We start from the raw sequence: 15,350 nt of genomic DNA, 5'->3' as shown, positions 1-15,350 counted from the left end.
AGAAGGCGTCAACGCATCGGTGCTGGTTAATTCGGGCGGCGTTAACCAGGTCAGGTGATGACGCCGCCGTTGGCCCGGCAGGTGTCCCGCAGGTGCCAGAAGTTGCGCAGGTACTCGTCGTGCACGGTCCGGCCCATCACCCGGATATCGATGCCCGGGGCAACGTTGTAGTTGCACCGGGTGGTCTGCACCGACGCCGCCTTGAGCGCGGTGAGGACGTCCCACATCGCCACCCGGACGTCGGTCTGGGCCGGGACGGCGGCCGGTGCGGCCGGGGATACGGCCTCCGGGGGAGTGGCCGGAGCAACAACGGCAGTGGGAGCAGGGCGAAGCGCATGGTGACCTCCTGCGGGGCGTTCAGGAGGATGTCGTCTTCATCACCATGGTGCCGGAAAGATTTCTTCCAGAACGGCGAACGGCCCCTCGACGCTGTCGAGAGGCCGTCCGAGGTCAGGCAGCGGTCAGCGGTCGCCCATCGGGACGTACTGGGTGCCGCGGGCACCGGTGTAGATCTGCTTCGGCCGGGCGATCTTCTGGTCGCCGTCGTTCAGCATCTCCAGCCACTGGGCCAGCCAGCCCGAGGTCCGCGGGATCGCGAACAGCACGGTGAACATCTCCGGCGGGAACTGCAGCGCCTCGTAGATCAGGCCGGAGTAGAAGTCGACGTTCGGGTAGAGCTTGCGGGAGACGAAGTACTCGTCCTCCAGCGCGATCTTCTCCAGCTCGACGGCGATCTTCAGCAACGGGTTGATCCCGGTCACCTCGAACACGTCGTCGGCGGCCTTCTTGATGATCTTCGCGCGCGGGTCGTAGTTCTTGTAGACCCGGTGGCCGAAGCCCATCAGCCGCTCTTCGCCGTTCTTCACGCCCTCGATGAACGACGGCACGTTGTCGACGGTGCCGATCCGGCGCAGCATCTTCAGGACGGCCTCGTTGGCGCCGCCGTGCAGCGGGCCGTAGAGGGCGGCGATGCCACCGGTGACCGCGCTGTACGGGTCGACCTGGGTCGAACCGATCGCCCGGACGGCGTTGGTGGAGGCGTTCTGCTCGTGGTCGGCGTGCAGGATGAACAGGATCTCCAGCGCGCGCACCAGCCGGTCGTCGGCGGCGTACTTGGGCTCGCTCATCTTGAAGAGCATGGAGAGGAAGTTCGCCGCGTAGCTGAGCTCGTTGTCCGGGTAGATGTACGGCTTGCCCTGGGCGTGCCGGTACGAGAACGCGCCGAGCGTCGGCATCTTCGCGATCAGCCGGCGGATCTGCAGTGCCCGCGACTCCTCGTCGAAGATCTCCCGCGACTCGGGGTAGAACGTGGACAGCGCGCCGACCGAGGCGAGCAGCATGCCCATCGGGTGCGCGTCGTACCGGAAGCCCTGCATGAAGGTCTTCAGGTTCTCGTGCACGAACGTGTGATACGTCACGTCGTGCACCCAGGCCTCGTACTCCGCCTTGTTCGGCAGCGAGCCGTTCACCAGCAGGTACGCGACCTCGAGGTAGTTGGACTGCTCGGCGAGCTGCTCGATCGGGTACCCGCGGTACTCCAGGATGCCCTTGTCGCCGTCGATGAAGGTGACGGACGACCGGGTCGAAGCGGTGTTGACGAAGCCGGGGTCGTAGGTTGCGAGCCCGCCGTCGCCGTCGGTTGCGCTGATCTGCTTGAGATCGGCGGCACGGATGGTGCCATCGGTGATGGCAAGGTCGTAGTCCTTGCCGGTCCGGTTGTCCCGGACGGTGAGCGACTGTTCGGTCACAATGCCCTCTTCGGAAGCTGGCGTCATCGCCTGGTGAGTGAGGGTTATCGTCAGCCGGCGGGACGCGGTTCGGACTTCAATCTTCACCGCTAAACTAGTGCGGTCGGACTCGGCTTCCAAGCCGGGGTCCCGGAGGCGGTCACGCTCACTTTGACCCCGACGCGTGACGGCCGGTATTCTGGGCTGCTGTTGTGCGTTCCAGGTCCCTGCCGGTCACGGCGGACCGCGCCCGACGCTCCAGTTTTGTCAACCTCTGAGAAACGAAGGTCAACGACCGTGCGCACGTACAGCCCGAAGCCTGCTGACGTCACTCGTGAGTGGCACGTGATCGACGCCACCGACGTCACGCTCGGTCGGCTCGCCGTCCAGATCGCCACCCTGCTGCGCGGCAAGCACAAGCCGACGTTCGCACCGCATGTGGACGGCGGCGACTTCGTCGTCGTCATCAACGCCTCCAAGGTCGCCCTGTCCGGCAACAAGCGCACGGACAAGCTGGCGTACCGCCACTCGGGTCACCCGGGTGGTCTGACGGCCACGCCGATCGGCGAGATCCTGGCCAAGGACCCTCGCAAGGCCGTCGAGAAGGCTGTCTGGGGCATGCTGCCGAAGAACCGTCTCAGCCGGAAGCTGCTCACCAAGCTGAAGGTGTACGCCGGTCCGGAGCACCCGCACAGCGCCCAGCAGCCGAAGCCGTTCGAGATCACCCAGATCGCCCAGTAGAGCGATCGACGAGCCAGGTAAACGAGGATTTCCAGCGTGAGCGACATCACCACCGAGACCGAAGAGTTCGACACCGAGGTGCCCATCGACAACGAGGGCCCGGTCGCCTACACCTCCGAGACCAACCCCACTCCGGAGCAGCGCGCCGAGTCGGGCCGCGTCGCGGTGATCAACCCGGCCGGTGCGACCGGTCGCCGCAAGGAGGCCGTGGCGCGCGTGCGTCTCGTCCCGGGCACGGGTAACTGGACCGTCAACGGCAAGCCGCTGGACGTGTACTTCCCGAACAAGGTGCACCAGCAGCACGTCAACGAGCCGTTCGTCGTGGCCGGCCTCGAGGGCTCCTACGACGTCATCGCCCGGATCAACGGCGGTGGCATCACCGGCCAGGCCGGTGCGCTGCAGCTGGGTGTCGCCCGCTGCCTGAACGCCGCCGACGAGGAGGCGAACCGGCCGGGTCTGAAGAAGGCCGGTCTGCTCACCCGCGACGCGCGGATCAAGGAGCGCAAGAAGGCTGGTCTGAAGAAGGCCCGCAAGGCGCCTCAGTACAGCAAGCGCTGATCATCTGACATGGCGCGTTTGTTCGGCACGGACGGTGTCCGTGGCCTGGCGAACGTGGACCTGACCGCTGAGCTGGCGCTCGACCTCTCGGTCGCGGCAGCTCACGTACTCGGCGAGGCCGGTGCCTTCGAAGGGCACCGGCCGCGCGCCGTTGTGGGCCGGGATCCGCGGGCCAGTGGAGAGTTCCTGGAAGCTGCCGTGGTGGCCGGTCTGGCCAGCGCCGGCGTCGACGTGTTCAAGCTCGGCGTCCTGCCGACGCCCGCCGTCGCGTACCTGACCGGTTCGACCGGCGCCGACCTCGGTGTGATGCTGTCCGCCAGCCACAACCCGATGCCGGACAACGGCATCAAGTTCCTGGCCCGTGGCGGGATCAAGCTCGACGACGTGATCGAGGACGCGATCGAGGCCCGCGTCGGCGAGGAGTGGCAGCGCCCGACCGGTGCGAAGGTCGGCCGCGTGCTCGACGACGGGCAGGGCTTCGAGACCTATGTCTCGCACCTGGTCCGGTCGTCGCCCAACCGGTTCGACGGCCTCAAGGTCGTGATCGACTGCGCCAACGGCGCCGCCTCCGGGACGGCCCCCGAGGCACTGCGCCGGCTCGGCGCCGAGGTGGTCACGCACGCCGCGGAGCCGGACGGCCTGAACATCAACCTCGACTGCGGTTCCACCCACATGGAGGGACTGCGGCGCGAGGTGATCGGCCACGGCGCCGACCTGGGCATCGCGCTCGACGGTGACGCCGACCGCTGCCTGGCGGTGGACAGCACCGGCGAGTTCGTCGACGGCGACCAGATCCTCGCGATCCTGGCGCTGGCGATGCGCGACGGCGGCCGGCTGTCCAACGACACCGTGGTGGCGACCGTGATGAGCAACCTGGGCTTCGTCCAGGCGATGGTCCGGGAGCAGATCGCGGTCGAGCAGACCAAGGTCGGCGACCGGTACGTGCTGGAGGCGATGAAGGCCGGCGGGCACAAGCTCGGCGGCGAGCAGTCCGGTCACGTCATCCTGTCCGACCACGCCACCACCGGCGACGGCACCCTGACCGCGGTCATGCTGCTGGCCCGGCTGGCCCAGACGGGCAAGAGCCTGCGCGACCTGGCCGGCGTCATGACCCGGCTCCCGCAGGTCCTGGTCAACGTCCCCGACGTCGACAAGTCCCGCGCGGGGACCGACCCGGCCGTCCAGTCCGCGGTGGCAGCGGCCACTGCTCGGCTCGGCGACACCGGGCGCGTCCTGCTCCGCCCGTCCGGGACCGAACCGCTGGTCCGCGTGATGGTCGAGGCGGAGTCCTCCGACGCGGCCACCGAGATCGCTCACTCCCTCGCCGAAACAGTCGCCACCGCCCTCAAGCTCTGACGGCACCACACCCTGAACACCAACCGGGGACCTGAGACAGCGCACAACCTGTCCCAGGTCCCCGGTTCTTGTGTCACGGCAAGTGCGCGACCTGGCGTCAGCGGAGGTCGCGGAAGAAGGTGCGGACCTCGGTGAGCAGGAGTTCGGGTTCTTCCAGGGCGGCGAAGTGGCCGCCGTGGTCGGCATCGGTCCAGCGGGTGATCGTGTTCTCGCGTTCGGCGTACCGGCGGATGCCGACGTCGTGGGCCAGGACCAGGACCCCGGTCGGTACGCCCGAGTTCTCCTTGGCCGGTCCCCACGCCTGGTCCTGCGCGTACCCGACGTACCCCGCGGAGCCGGCCGTCCCGGTCAGCCAGTAGACCATCGCGTTGGTGAGCAGCCGATCCCGGTCGATGATCGCCTCGGGCAGCGTCGGACGCGGGTGCGTCCACTCCCGGAACTTGTCCATCAGCCAGGCCAGTTGCCCGACCGGCGAATCGGTCAGCCCGTACGCCAGCGTCTGCGGCCGCGTCGACTGGATCGCGATGTAGCCGAACTCCTCCTGCATGAACGCCCCGATCCGCGCGATCCGGTCCTGCTCGATCGGGGTCAGCTGGGCCAGTTCCTCGTCCGGCAGCGGGAACGGCGGCAACCCGGGTGCGCCGTTCACGTGGACGCCGACGACGTGCTCGCGCGCCACCCGGCCGACCTCGGGCGAGACGGCCGCACCGATGTCGCCGCCCTGCAGCCCGTACCGGTCGTAGCCGAGCCGCTCCATCAGGGTGGCCCAGGTCTTGGCGATCCGTACCGGGCTCCAGCCGCTCTCGCGGACCGGCCCGGAGAACCCGAAGCCGGGCAACGACGGGACGACCACGTGGAACGCGTCCGCCGCCGACCCGCCGTACGCAACCGGGTCGGTGAGCGGGCCGATCAGGTCGAGGAACTCCACGAAAGACCCCGGCCAGCCGTGCGTGAGGACCAACGGCAGCGCGTCCGGCTCGGCCGACCGGACGTGCAGGAAGTGGATCCGCTGCCCGTCGATCTCGGTCGTGTACTGCGGGAACTCGTTGATCCGCCGTTCCTCGGCCCGCCAGTCGTACTTGGTCCGCCAGTACTCGACCAGCTCGCTCAGCCAGCCGACGGGTACGCCGGTGTCCCAGTCGTCCCCGGGGAGCGGAGCGGGCAGCCGGGCCTGGTCGAGGCGGCGCTGCAGGTCGTCGAGGTCGTGCTGCGGGATGTCGAGGGTGAAAGGAGTGATCATGTCTCCGACTCTGTCAGCTGGTTAGGACGGGTTCGGTCCTAGCTTGCTGGCAGACTTCGGACCATGTTGGAGACCTCGGCTCGTCTGCTCAAACTGCTTTCCCTGCTGCAGTCGCCGCGGGAGTGGAGCGGCGCCGTCCTGGCCGACGAGCTCGGTGTCGGGGTGCGGACCGTCCGCCGTGACATCGACAAGCTGCGCTCGCTCGGCTATCCGGTCGAGGCGGTCCCGGGAGTCGCGGGGTACCGCCTCGGTGCGGGGGCCGCGCTTCCGCCGCTGCTGCTGGACGACGAGGAGGCCGTGGCGGTCGCGATCGGTCTGCGGGCCGCGGCGACCGGGAACGTGACCGGCATCGAGGAATCGTCGCTGCGCGCCCTGACCAAGTTGGAGCAGGTCCTGCCGTCGCGACTACGGCATCGCGTCGACCTGCTGCGCGTCGTCGCCGTGACCCCGGCAACCGGCGCGACCGTCGACCCGGCCGTGCTGATGACGGTCGCCACGGTCTGCCGGAACCACGAGCGACTGCGGTTCGACTACCTGGGCCACGACGGCACGGCGTCCGTCCGTACCACCGAGCCGCACCGCCTCCTGCACACGGGGCGCCGGTGGTACCTGATCGCGTGGGACCTCGATCGCGAGGACTGGCGCACGTTCCGCCTGGACCGCCTGACCCCGCGCATCCCCACGGGTCCCCGCTTCCAGCCCCGCGAAGCTCCCGACCTGGACCGCACCCGCGAAGGCATCGCGTCCGGGGGCTATCGCTACCAAGCCACCTTCCACATCCAAGCCCCAGCCGAAGTCGTCGCCGACCAGCTAGCCGGCACCGTAGCCACCGTCGAACCGATCGACGACCGGACCTGCCAACTCCGAGCCGGCTCCAACTCCCTCGACGAACTCCTCCTCTACCCAGCCCTCCTGGGCCACCCCTTCCACCTCCAAGCGGCCCCACCAGAACTGGAAACCCACCTCAAAACCCTCACCACCAGACTCCACCAAGCCCTCCCCACCACCTGATCTGATCCCACGGGCTGATGGTGAACAGGTCTGGAAAGCGCGAAAGCTGGGGCCCATCATCCGGTGGGAATCCCAGCTTCACTTCTCCCCAGGCAGCGCGTGGGGAGCTGGGTCCATCGTGGCACAGATGCTTCCGCTCGTCCTGGCTCTCCGGGGATCTGCCCCGGGCTGCCCTGAGGTGGCCGGAGTTCAAACAGTTGACCCGGGGTGTTCGGGTGCGGTGGGTTGCTGGTGGTTTGCGCTCGGTGGAGGATGAACACCCGTTTCCCCTTGACCCCCGAGTTTGGGCGTGGGTAACTTTCGCGTGCGGGGGAGACGGTTGTAATTCAATTACCTGAGGGGTCGGTCATGTCCGCATTGCGCCGCTCTGCCATCGCCACGCTCGCCGCCTGCACCGCCACCGCCACGGTGGCCGCGCTGGCGCCCACCGCCGCGGTGAGTGCGCCGCCGCCCGAGCCGAAGGTTCCACCGCAGGCTTTCACCTCCGCGCAGCAGGTCGGGCGGGTCATCCACGGGATGTCGCTCGAGGAGAAGATCGGGCAGATGTTCGTCCTGTTCGCCTACGGGCCGGACGCGTCCAAGCCGGATGCCCGCAACACCAGCCTGTACGGCGTCGCCACGCCGGCCGAGGTGGTCGCGAAGTACAAGCCGGGCGGGTGGATCTACTTCAACGCCCGCGACAACGTGCAGAACCCGACCCAGCTCGCGACGTACTCGAACCAGCTCCAGGCCGAGGCCCTGAAGACCGGCCTCCACGTCCCGCTGACGATCGCCACCGACCAGGAGCAGGGCGTCGTGGTCCGGATCGGCCCGCCCGCCACCCAGTTCGGCGGGAACATGGCGCACGGCGCGGCTCGCAGTACGGCGGACGCGCGGACCGCGGCCGGGATCACCGGGCGCGAGCTGGAGGCGATGGGGATCCGGCAGGACTACGCGCCGGTCGCCGACGTGAACGTGAACGCGCTGAACCCGGTGATCGGGGTCCGGTCGTTCTCCAGCGACCCCAAGCTGGTCTCCGACCTGACGGTCGCGCAGACCCGGGGGTACCAGCAGGACGCCCGGATCATGGCGACCGCGAAGCACTTCCCCGGTCACGGTGACACCCGGGACGACAGCCACACCTCGCTGCCGACGATCAACCACACCCTCGAAGAGTGGAACACGATCGACCGGCCGCCGTTCGAGGCCGCGATCAAGGCCGGCATCGACTCGATCATGACCGCGCACATCGTCGTCCCGTCGCTCGATCCGTCGGGTGACCCGGCGACGTTGAGCAAGCCGATCCTGACCGGCGTGCTGCGCGACCAGCTGAAGTTCCGCGGCCTGATCATCACCGACGCGCTGGAGATGGCGGCGGTGCGGGCCAAGTACGGCGACGCCGAGGTGGCCGTTCGCGCGATCGAGGCCGGGGCGGACCAGCTGCTGCTGCCGCCGGCGCCGGACGTGCAGTTCAAGGCGGTCGTGGACGCGGTGAAGTCGGGCCGGATCAGCGAGCGCCGGATCGACGAGAGCCTGCTGCGGATCCTGTTGTCGAAGGTGAAGAACGGCGTCGCGTTCCAGCCGTTCGTCGACCCGGCCAAGGTCGCCACCACGGTCGGTACGCCGGCCAGCCTCGCCACCGCGCAGCAGATCGTCGACAAGTCGATCACCCTGGTCAAGAACGACGCGAACACGCTGCCGCTGAGCAACGAGGCCCGCAAGGTCCTGGTCACCGGCTGGGGCGTCACCACCACCCAGTCGCTCGCGACCAGCCTGGCCAAGCGCGGCGCCACCACCACGGTCGCGCAGACCGGCGCGGCACCGACCGACGCGGCGATCGCCGACGCGGTCGCGAAGGCGCAGGCCAACGACGTCACCGTGGTGCTGACCCAGAAGGCATGGGACACCACTGTCACCGACAAGCAGGCCAAGCAGCAGAAGCTGGTGAAGGACCTGCTCGCCACCGGCAAGACGGTGATCGTGGTCGCCGTCCGCGACCCGTACGACATCGCGTACTTCGACGCCGCGCCGACGTACGTCGCCACCTACGGCTACCAGGCCGTGTCGATGGAGGCGCTCACCAAGGTCCTGTACGGCGAGATCGCGCCGGCCGGCAAGCTCCCGGTCGACATCCCGGTCGCCGGTCAGCCCGCGACGCCGCTGTACCCGTTCGGCCACGGGCTGAGCTGGTGACGATGGAGCTGACGCGACGTCAGACCCTCGGACTCGCCGCGGCCGCCGTCGCCGGGACGACGCTGGCCGGGACCGGCCAGGCCCAGGCGGCGACCAGCAGATGGGTCCGCGACACCCTCGCCGGGATGTCGCTGGAGCAGAAGGTCGGCCAGCTCTTCGTCTGCTACGCGTACGGCCCGACGGCGGACACGGCCGATGCCCGCAACACCAGCCTGTACGGCGTGGCGACGCCGGCCGAGGTGGTTCGCAAGTACCACCTCGGCGGGGTGATCTACTTCGCCTGGACCGATTCGGTGAAGGACCCGCAGCAGATCGCGCGGCTGTCGAACGGCCTGCAGAGCGCCTCCCTGCAGAACACGGGGATCCCGCTGCAGATCAGCACCGACCAGGAGCACGGCGTCGTGTTCCGGGTCGGGCCGCCGGCCACGCAGTTCCCGGGGGCGATGGCCCTCGGCGCGACCCGCTCGGCGCAGTACGCGCGCCGGGCGGGCGGGATCGGCGGCCGCGAGCTGAAGGCGGTCGGCGTGACCACCGACTTCGCCCCGGTCGCCGACGTGAACGTGAACCCGCTGAACCCGGTCATCGGGGTCCGCTCGTTCTCCTCGGACCCGGCCCTGGTCGCGGAGCTCACCGCCGCCCAGGTCACCGGGTACCAGCGGGACGGCCGGATCGTCTCGACCGCCAAGCACTTCCCGGGCCACGGCGACACCGCGACCGACAGCCACACCGGCATCCCGGTGATCAGCCACACCCGGGACGAGTGGAACGCGATCGACCGGCCGCCGTTCGACGCGGCGATCCGGGCCGGGATCGACTCGATCATGACCGCGCACATCGTGGTGCCGGCGCTCGACCCGTCCGAGGACCCGGCGACGTTGAGCCGGCCGATCCTCACCGGGATCCTGCGCGAGCAGCTCCGGTTCGACGGTGTCGTGATCACCGATTCGCTCGGTATGAAAGGCGTTCGGGACAAGTACGGCGACGCCGAGATCCCGTTGCGCGCGCTCGAGGCGGGCGTCGACCAGCTGCTCATGCCGGTCGACCCGGGCCTGGCGTACAACTCCGTGCTCGACGCGGTCCGCAGCGGCCGGATCAGCGAGCAGCGGATCGACCAGAGCGTCGAGCGGATCCTCAAGCTGAAGGTGAGGACCGGCGTCGTCGACCGCCCGTACGTCGATCTCGCCCAGGTCGCCAAGGTGGTCGGTACCCCGGCCAACTACGCGGTCGCGCAGGAGATCGCGGACCACACCACCACCCTGCTGAGGAACGACGCGGGCCTGCTGCCGTTGTCCCCGGCTTCCCGCAGGATCCTGGTCGCCGGGTACCTGCCGACGGCCCTCGGTACGGCGTTGCAGGGTCGCGGCGCGACCGCGATCGTCAAGGACACCGGGGCGACGCCGACCGACGCGAAGATCGACGACGCCGTGGCGGCCGCGAAGGACGCCGACCTCACCGTCGTGCTCACCATGAAGGCGTGGGACACGGCCGTCACCGACAAGCAGGCCAAGCAGCAGAAGCTCGTGAACGCGCTGCTCGCGACCGGCCGCCCGGTGATCGTGGTCGCGGTCCGGGACCCGTACGACGTCGCGTACTTCGGCTCGGCGCAGACCACGCTCGCGACGTACTCGTACGCGGCCGTCTCGCTGGAGGCGCTCGCGAAGGTGCTGTACGGCGAGATCGCGCCGACCGGCAAGCTCCCGGTCGCGATCCCGGCCCAGCCGGACGCTACTCGGACGCTGTACCCGTTCGGTCACGGGCTCACCTTCGACCCGCGGGTCACCCGGCTGACCGTTGCCTCGTACAACGTTCATGCCGGGGCCGGCCAGGACAACGTGTTCGATCTGGACCGGACCGCGCAGGCGTTGAAGGCGCTCGACGCGGACGTGATCGGCCTGCAGGAGGTCGACGTCCACTGGGACGCCCGGAGCGAGTGGCGGGACACCCTGGCCGAGCTGGCCGGCAAACTCGGGATGTACCACGGGTTCGCGCCGATCTACGACCTGGACCCGCCCGCCGCCGGGCAGCCGCGCCGGCAGTACGGCGTGGGTGTGCTGTCCCGGTTCCCGTTGGTCCGGACCGAGAACCACCCGATCACCAGGCTGTCCACCCAGGACCCGAACCCGGTACCGAAGCCGGCGCCCGGGTTCCTGGAGGCCGAGCTGGAGGTGCGCGGCAAGCGCGTCCACGTCTACGTCACGCATCTGGACTACCGGGCCGACCCGGCCGTCCGGCGCGCGCAGGTGGACGACACGGTGAAGATCCTGGCCCGGGACCCGAAGAAGGACCTGCAGATCATCACCGGCGACTTCAATGCCGAGGCTGGCGCTCCCGAGCTCGCCAAACTGTGGAAGCGCCTGACCGACAGCTGGACCGCGGCGGAGACGACCGTCGGCGGCCCGCTCACCTATCCCGCGGTCGATCCGGTCAAGCGGATCGACTTCGTCACCGTCGGTGCGGGCTTCCGCGTCCGGCGGGCAACCGTTCCCCCCGAGTCTGCGGCCAGTGACCACCGCCCCGTGGTGGCCGACCTGTCCTTCCGCCCGTAAACCCCCTGCCTGGAGGAGAACCCTGATGAAGCGCCGCAGTCTGCTGGCCGGAGCCGGTGCGCTCGCCGCCGCACCGCTGATCGACGTCCCCGCCGCCTCGGCGGCCGAGCCCGCCAAGCACGGCAAGGGGGTGATCACGGGCGCGCAGGCGCTGGCCGACAGCGGCTGGCGGGCGCTGGCCGGCCAGAAGGTCGGGGTGATCAGCAACCCGACCGGCATCCTCGAGGACCTGAACCACATCGTCGACACCATGCACACGTCCGGGCAGGTCAACGTGACCGCCGTGTTCGGTCCCGAGCACGGCTTCCGCGGCAGCGCGCAGGCCGGTGGTTCCGAGGGCGACCACGTCGACCCGCGGACCGGGATCATGGTCTACGACGCGTACGGCGCGAACGCGGACAAGCTGGCGTCGCTGTACACCAAGTCCGGCGTCGAGACCGTGGTGTTCGACATCCAGGACGTCGGGTCCCGGTTCTACACCTACATCTGGACCATGTACGAGGCGATGCTGGCCGCGGTCCGGACCGGCGCGAAGTTCGTCGTGCTCGACCGGCCGAACCCGGTCGGCGGGTACGCGCGCGGCCCGATGCTCAAGCCCGGGTACACCTCCGGCGTGGGCAAGGAGGAGATCATCCAGCAGCATGGGATGACCGTGGGCGAGCTGGCCCGGCTGTTCAACGCGGAGTACCTGCCGCTGGACGCGAACGGGGCCCGGCTGAAGGAGCTTCAGGTGATCCAGCTGAAGGGCTGGAAGCGCGAGCAACTGTTCGGTGAGACCGGCCTGACCTGGGTGATGCCGAGCCCGAACATGCCGACCCCGGACACCGCGCTGCTGTACGCGGGCACCTGTCTGTTCGAGGCGACCAACATGTCCGAGGGCCGTGGTACCACCCGGCCGTTCGAGCTGATCGGCGCCCCGTACGTCGACTACCGCTGGGCCCAGGCGCTGCAGGCGAAGAACATCCCGGGCGTGGACTTCCGGGAGGCGTACTTCACCCCGTTCATCAGCAAGAACGCGAACGTGCTCTGCGGCGGCGTCCAGGTCCAGATCACCGACCCGGGCAAGGTCGAGGCGATCGTCGCGGCCACCCACATGATCGTCGAGGCGAAGAAGCTGTACCCCGAGTTCGCCTGGCGGGCCGAGAACCCGCCCGGCCGCTGGATCGACCTGCTCACCGGGTCGGACCGGTTCCGCACCATGCTGACCGCGGGCGCCTCGGCCGAGGAGATCGTCGCGGCCTGGAAGTCCGAGACCGACGCGTGGACCGCGCGGCGGGCCAAGTACCTGCTGTACAAGGGAGCGCACCGGTGAGGATTAGAGCAGCCGGAATCGCGGTAGTGTCCGTGGTGATGCTCACCATGGCCGGCCCTGCGGTTGCCGCGGGCAACAAATCCGGACGGTTCGACCAGCCCTTCTCGGGCTACGCGCCGAAGTCCACCCTGCTCCGCGACGCCACCCCGGCGAAGGCGGGCCTGGACCCGGCGCCGATCGACGCCGCGCTGGCCCAGGTCGAGGGCTGGACCAAGCCGAACGGCACGGTCAAGCCGCTGTACGCCGGCGCGGTCACGCTGCTCGGCCACGACGGCAAGGTGGTCACCCGCGAGGCGACCGGGATGGCGGTCAAGTACGCCGACGGCAACGGCACCGAGCTGCCGGCCGACCAGCAGATCCCGATGCGCACCGACACGATCTTCGACATGGCCTCGGTGTCCAAGCTGTTCACCTCGATCGTGGTGCTGCAACTGGTCGAGAAGAACAAGGTCGCCCTGGACGCGCCGATCGCGCAGTACGTGCCGGAGTTCGCCGAGAACGGCAAGGAATCGATCACGGTCCGGCAGGCGCTCACCCACACCACCGGGCTGCCGTCCTGGCTGCCGTTGTGGAGCGCCCGGCCCGATCCGGCCTCGCGGCTGCAGATGGCGCTGACCGCGAAGCCGAGCAGTACGCCAGGCTCCACGTACCTCTACAGCGATCTGAACCTGATCTCCCTCGGCGAGGTCGCGCACCGGGTGTCCGGCAAGACGCTGGACAAGCTGGTCGCGGACGGCATCACCAAGCCGCTGCAGATGCGCGACACCGGGTACAACCCGGACCCGAAGAAGAAGCAACGGATCGCGGCCACGGAGTACCAGACCGCACCGGCGCGCGGGATGGTCTGGGGCTCGGTGCACGACGAGAACGCGTGGTCGCTGGACGGTGTCGCCGGGCACGCGGGCGTGTTCAGCACGGCCGACGACCTCGCCGTGCTGGCGCAGGCGTTCCTCAACGGCGGCAGCTACCGGCAGGCGCGGATCCTCAAGGAGAGCTCCGTGACCGCGATGATCACCAACTTCAACCAGGCGTTCCCGGGCAACGACCACGGGCTCGGGTTCGAGCTGAACCAGCGCTGGTACATGTCCGGGCTGTCCGGGCCGCGCACCGCCGGCCACACCGGGTACACCGGCACGTCCTTGGTGATCGACTTCGACTCCCGCTCGTTCGCGATCCTGCTCTCCAACCGGGTCCACCCGAGCCGGAACTGGGGCAGCAACAACCCGGCCCGTCGCGCCGTCGCCCAGGGCCTCGCGCTGTCCCTGGGCGTGGGACCGCGGCACGGCAAGGACGCCTGGTTCTCCGGTACCACCGACGCCAGTACGACGACGCTGGACGCCCGGGTCGCCGTCCCGGCCGCAGGGGCCAAGCTGGCCTTCGACCTGTTCGTGGACACCGAGGACACCGACCTGCTGTACCTGGAGTCCTCGGCCGACGGGACCACTTGGACGAAGGTTCCGTTCACGGTCCGCGACCGGGGCACGGTGATCGACCACGACGGCACCATCAGCGGATCCGGCGATCGGCACTGGCACCAGGTGTCCGCGGAGCTGCCCGGCGGTGACCAGACGGTCCGGTGGCGTTACACCTCCGACCCGCTGTACCAAGGCCGTGGGGTGTACGTGGACGGCGTGAAGATCAGCGCCGGTCACCGGGTGCTCTTCGACGGAGAACGAACGCCTGAGTCATTTACCGCCTCGGGTTGGAGACTTTCGCGTCGGTGACCCCGCTCGGTGCCCGTTCGCCGTACCGTGGCCACATGACTTCCTCGACGTCTCCTGAACCCACGGGGCCGCTGCTGGTCCGGGTCCGCGCGGTGATGCCCGCGTTGGCCCCGGCCGAGCAGCGGGTGGCGAACGCGGTCCTCGCGGACCCGGGCGGAGTCGCGGCCATGACGATCTCGGAACTGGCCGAGGTGGCGTCCACCTCGGAGACCACCGTCATCCGGTTCTGCAAGCAGATCGGCGTGCCGGGCTATCCGCAGCTCCGTCTGCAGCTGGCCGCCCAGTCGGCGCAGGAGAGTGCGAGACCCGAGGTCGGGGGTGAGATCGAGCCGGGCGACTCGCTGGCCGACGTGGTCGGCAAGGTGGCCTTCGCCGACGAACGGGCGGTCCGCGAGACCGCTCAGCAGCTCGACGTGGACGCGCTCGCCAAGGTCGTCGCCGCGGTCGCCAAGGCACCGCGGGTCGACCTGTACGGCTCCGCGGCCAGTTCCTTCGTGGCGCTCGACCTGCAGCAGAAGCTGCACCGCATCCGCCGGGTCGCGTTCGCCTGGTCCGACGTCCATGTGGCGTTGACCAGCGCGGCGCTGCTCGGCGAGGGCGACGTCGCGATCGGCATCTCGCACACCGGGGCGACGGTCGAGGTGATCGAGGCGCTCGAGGAGGCCGGCAAGCGCGGCGCCACCACGGTTGCGCTGACCAACTTCCCCCGCTCGCCGCTCGCCCAGACGGCCGATCTGGTGCTGACCACGGCCGCCCGCGAGACGACGTACCGGTCCGGCGCGATGTCGAGCCGGATCGCTCAGCTGACGGTGATCGACTGCCTGTTCATCGGGGTCGCACAGTCCGTGCTGCCGGACGCGCGGAAGGCGCTGGAGGAGACCGCGAGCGCCGTGCGAGGGCACCGCGTGAAGGGTTCCGTCAACGACCCACAGAATTGAAAATTGTTCAGTAGGAAACTAACCT

12 protein-coding genes are annotated in these 15,350 nt (G+C 69.3%); 9 read left to right on the top strand and 3 right to left on the bottom strand.

The window, feature by feature from the left end:
* Positions 1-50: 50 nt before the first annotated feature.
* Positions 51-233 carry a hypothetical protein gene (locus FB561_RS02545; protein WP_145802608.1) on the bottom strand — a complete coding sequence of 61 codons (183 nt, stop codon included), beginning with the start codon at positions 231-233 and terminating at the stop codon, positions 51-53.
* 228 nt (positions 234-461) lie between these two features.
* Complete coding sequence (locus FB561_RS02540) at positions 462-1,748, bottom strand: citrate synthase (protein WP_238334618.1); 1,287 nt, start codon at positions 1,746-1,748, stop codon at positions 462-464.
* Positions 1,749-2,024: 276 nt separating this feature from the next.
* Here FB561_RS02540 and rplM point away from each other — a divergent pair, with 276 nt between their 5' ends.
* The 3 genes from rplM to glmM are packed head-to-tail and all read left to right on the top strand — an operon-like array spanning position 2,025 to position 4,382.
* Complete coding sequence (gene rplM / locus FB561_RS02535; protein WP_145802604.1) at positions 2,025-2,468, top strand: 50S ribosomal protein L13; 444 nt, start codon at positions 2,025-2,027, stop codon at positions 2,466-2,468.
* A 36-nt stretch (positions 2,469-2,504) separates the two neighbouring features.
* Positions 2,505-3,026 (top strand): 30S ribosomal protein S9, encoded by a 522-nt coding sequence (gene rpsI / locus FB561_RS02530; RefSeq protein ID WP_145802602.1) that lies wholly within the window; start codon positions 2,505-2,507, stop codon positions 3,024-3,026.
* Positions 3,027-3,035: 9 nt separating this feature from the next.
* On the top strand, positions 3,036-4,382 hold the full coding sequence (gene glmM, locus FB561_RS02525) for a phosphoglucosamine mutase (protein ID WP_145802600.1): 1,347 nt from the start codon (positions 3,036-3,038) through the stop codon (positions 4,380-4,382).
* A gap of 97 nt (positions 4,383-4,479) precedes the next feature.
* On the opposite strand, the gene FB561_RS02520 is transcribed toward glmM, so the two are convergent.
* On the bottom strand, positions 4,480-5,622 hold the full coding sequence (locus tag FB561_RS02520) for an epoxide hydrolase family protein (protein WP_145802598.1): 1,143 nt from the start codon (positions 5,620-5,622) through the stop codon (positions 4,480-4,482).
* Between the two features lie 63 nt (positions 5,623-5,685).
* Between FB561_RS02520 and FB561_RS02515 the strand changes: the two genes are divergently transcribed.
* The 6 genes from FB561_RS02515 (at position 5,686) to FB561_RS02490 (ending at position 15,325) form a co-directional block, all read left to right on the top strand.
* Entirely contained in the window at positions 5,686-6,633 is a 948-nt protein-coding gene (locus FB561_RS02515) for a helix-turn-helix transcriptional regulator (RefSeq protein ID WP_145802597.1), read from the top strand.
* A gap of 348 nt (positions 6,634-6,981) precedes the next feature.
* Positions 6,982-8,805: a glycoside hydrolase family 3 protein gene (locus FB561_RS02510; RefSeq protein ID WP_145802595.1), complete on the top strand. Its 1,824-nt coding sequence runs from the start codon at positions 6,982-6,984 to the stop codon at positions 8,803-8,805.
* 2 nt (positions 8,806-8,807) lie between these two features.
* Entirely contained in the window at positions 8,808-11,351 is a 2,544-nt protein-coding gene (locus tag FB561_RS02505; protein WP_145802593.1) for a glycoside hydrolase family 3 N-terminal domain-containing protein, read from the top strand.
* A gap of 25 nt (positions 11,352-11,376) precedes the next feature.
* Complete coding sequence (locus tag FB561_RS02500) at positions 11,377-12,663, top strand: exo-beta-N-acetylmuramidase NamZ family protein (protein ID WP_145802591.1); 1,287 nt, start codon at positions 11,377-11,379, stop codon at positions 12,661-12,663.
* Positions 12,660-14,387 (top strand): serine hydrolase domain-containing protein, encoded by a 1,728-nt coding sequence (locus FB561_RS02495; protein WP_238334617.1) that lies wholly within the window; start codon positions 12,660-12,662, stop codon positions 14,385-14,387. The genes FB561_RS02500 and FB561_RS02495 overlap by 4 nt, the downstream gene beginning before the upstream one ends.
* 35 nt (positions 14,388-14,422) lie before the next feature.
* Positions 14,423-15,325 carry a MurR/RpiR family transcriptional regulator gene (locus FB561_RS02490; RefSeq protein ID WP_145802589.1) on the top strand — a complete coding sequence of 301 codons (903 nt, stop codon included), beginning with the start codon at positions 14,423-14,425 and terminating at the stop codon, positions 15,323-15,325.
* Positions 15,326-15,350 lie beyond the last annotated feature (25 nt).

The organism is Kribbella amoyensis (genome assembly GCF_007828865.1).
GTDB lineage: Bacteria > Actinomycetota > Actinomycetes > Propionibacteriales > Kribbellaceae > Kribbella > Kribbella amoyensis.
This window is presented reverse-complemented; position numbering and strand designations above follow the sequence as displayed.